This window comes from Syntrophorhabdaceae bacterium (assembly GCA_028713955.1).
Taxonomy (GTDB): domain Bacteria; phylum Desulfobacterota; class Syntrophorhabdia; order Syntrophorhabdales; family Syntrophorhabdaceae; genus UBA5609.
Window position 1 is genome coordinate 1 of record JAQTNJ010000344.1, and the last position, 2,749, is coordinate 2,749.

At 48.1% G+C, this 2,749-nt stretch carries 3 protein-coding genes; all 3 read right to left on the reverse strand.

What is annotated here, in order from left to right; genetic code table 11:
• A partial coding sequence (locus tag PHU49_16770) for a hypothetical protein (GenBank protein ID MDD5245662.1) occupies nt 1-459 on the reverse strand: 459 nt, incomplete at its 3' end.
• A gap of 13 nt (nt 460-472) precedes the next feature.
• Nucleotides 473-1,264 (reverse strand): electron transfer flavoprotein subunit beta/FixA family protein, encoded by a 792-nt coding sequence (locus PHU49_16775; GenBank protein MDD5245663.1) that lies wholly within the window; start codon nt 1,262-1,264, stop codon nt 473-475.
• A 45-nt stretch (nt 1,265-1,309) separates the two neighbouring features.
• Complete coding sequence (locus PHU49_16780) at nt 1,310-2,458, reverse strand: acyl-CoA dehydrogenase family protein (protein MDD5245664.1); 1,149 nt, start codon at nt 2,456-2,458, stop codon at nt 1,310-1,312.
• Nucleotides 2,459-2,749: the final 291 nt, after the last annotated feature.

The following is a 2,749-nucleotide window of genomic DNA, read 5'->3' on the forward strand; positions in this document are numbered from 1 at the left end:
GATCACCGAATCCTCGCTGCAGGTGATCCATGATATGACCTTTCCCCCGAAGAGCGGCTTTTTGACCTTTATGCCGGTGTCGTGGAAGACTATGCCGACGGCATCCGAGATCATTGCCCCGTTAAACCGCGCGGCAAGCCTGGGGAAAAGGTCCTTGCCGGTTACCGTGGAGCCGCCAAGTACGGCAAAAGGGTTATATTTTTTGAGAAGACCCTCAAAAACACCCGCATAGGTATCCCACCGGTAATCTGCCAAATCTGCGTTGTCTATGACAATGACCTTGTCCGAGAAGGGCTGTACTGTCGCGGCAACCTCTTTCACATTATGTCCGATAAGGACCGCATAAAGGGTGGAAGAAAAGTGTCCGGCGATCTCCTTTCCTTTTGACAGCAATTCAAGGGACACCTTCCTGACCGTTCCTTCTTTCAATTCAACGAATACAAAAACATCCTTCGGCATCGTCTCCTCCTTCCTATAGGACCTTTGCGTCTTCTTTTAATGCCTTTATCAGGTTTTTTACCTTCTCTTCAGGGGTTTCACCATCAATAATCTTCACCGGTGGTCTTTCCTGTGGTGATTCGTAAGAAAGGATCGTCACCTTTGAGGCGCCCGTTGCAATAGTCTCCTCCGGGATATCAAGCGATAACGGATCGACAACAGGGATAGCGGCCTTCATGGCCTTCATGACGCCGGTGATCAACGGGACCCTTGGTTCGTTCAACCCTTTTTGCGTTGTGAATAAGGCAGGCAGTGTAACCTCGGAGATCCCGCGCCCACCCTCTATCTCATTTTCAACCTTCACGGTATTCCCATCAAGGAGTTCCATCTTGAGAACAGCGCTTACATGGGGTATCCCCAAAAACTCCGATACCATGGCGCCCACATTCGCGCTCTCGTCATCGATGGCCTGCCTTCCGCAAAGGATCATATCAAACCCTTCTTTCACGGAGAATGCGGCAAGTATCCTTGCGATAACCAACGGGTCATCAATCGCCACCTTGCTGTTGTCCAGCAAAAAGGCCCGGTCAGCGCCCATCGCTATAGCAGTCCTCAGCGCCTCAACTGCCTTTTGGGTGCCGATGGTGCACACTGTGATCTGGACATCCTTTTGTTTTTCTTTGATCCTTACCGCCTCCTCAACGGCGAATTCATCAAAAAAGTTCATGTTGTACTTGTTTTCTATCTCCAGGGATTTCTTGTCGTTCTTAATGATGATACGTGCCTCTGTATCGGCCACCTGTTTGATAAAGATCAGGATATTCACGTTCTACCTCCTTATTGCTATCAGGTTAATGCTGCGGGTGGATTATTATAACTTTCCGAGGATCGTTCTGCCAATAAAATCTTTCAGTACCTCCTGGGTGCCTCCGCCATAGAGGAGAAATCTGGCGTCCCTGAAGTACCTCTGGGGTGTATACTCATAGGCAAAGGCATTTGCCCCGTAGATCCTCGTTACCTCGTCAACGACCTTTGCACATACCTCTGTTGCATACATCTTTGCCTCAGCGGCCAGAACCCTTACATCCATGCCGTTCTCAAGAAGCCATGCGCCATAATATACCATGAGCCGCGCCGCATTCATCTGCGTATCCATATCTGCGAACTTTTCACGGATCAACTGGAATTTGCCGATCGGCTGGCCGAATGCTATCCTCTTTCTCGCAAACTCGATGCCCTCATTATAGGCACCCTTTGCTATACCAAGGGCCATTGCCCCTGTCATCAACCGCACCTCATCAAGGATATCGCTCACATAAAAGACACCCTTCCCAAGCTCCTCACCAAGAAAATTTTCATAAGGGACCCACACGTTATCGAATACAAGCTCACCGGTTACCGTACCCCTGCATCCAAGCTTGTGGAGGACCTGACCATTGGAAAAACCGGGCGTTCCTTTTTCGACAAGAAAGAAGTTGAGGCCCTTTAATCCCTTTGAAGGATCCGTTGTGGCAAGTACAGTACAGAAATCACAAACGGAACCGTTTGTTATCCACATCTTGGTGCCGTTGATCCTCCACCCGTCCCCATCCCTTACAGCCGTGGTCCTCGTTGCCCCAAGGTCGGAACCTGATTGGTCCTCCGTAAAACACATGGTAGCGACCTTTTCTCCCCGGATCGCCGGGTAGAGGCAACGTTCCTTGATCTCCTTGCTGCCGAACCTGAAAAGAAAATATGTACCCATGAGGATATTCATAATGACGCTCTGCGCAAAACCGACAGAACCCCTGGCGATCTCTTCATAGAAGATCATGCACATGATCTTGTCCGCGTTCAGACCCCCAACCTCTTCGGGATAACGCAAACCCAGATAGCCGAGCTTTGTAAAATCTCTCCACAACTCAATAGGGAACTCATCTTTTTCATCTATCTCCTGCGCCTTCGGAACGACCATTCTGTCTATTGTATCCGATATGGTTTTTTTAAAAAATTCCTGTTCCTCGGTTAATCTGAAATCCATATTCTATTCCTCCCTGGAGAATGCTTAAAGATAATTTTTGTATACAATATTTTAATGGTCAATTTTTGTCAAGAAAAAATTTCACCTTTTAATGACGCACTGTTCAGAATAACACCGATGATTTTGGGACCTCTTAAAAAGACAATTTTTTCGGGAAAAAGAGGGCTGGAAAATCTATTATACCGAGTTGCATTCAAAAATGAAGCGAGGCGACGAGGAGGAAGCGACGGAGGCGTACATTTTAGTACGTCGAGTCGATGACGACGAAGGCAACGAAGCTGCATGAATGAA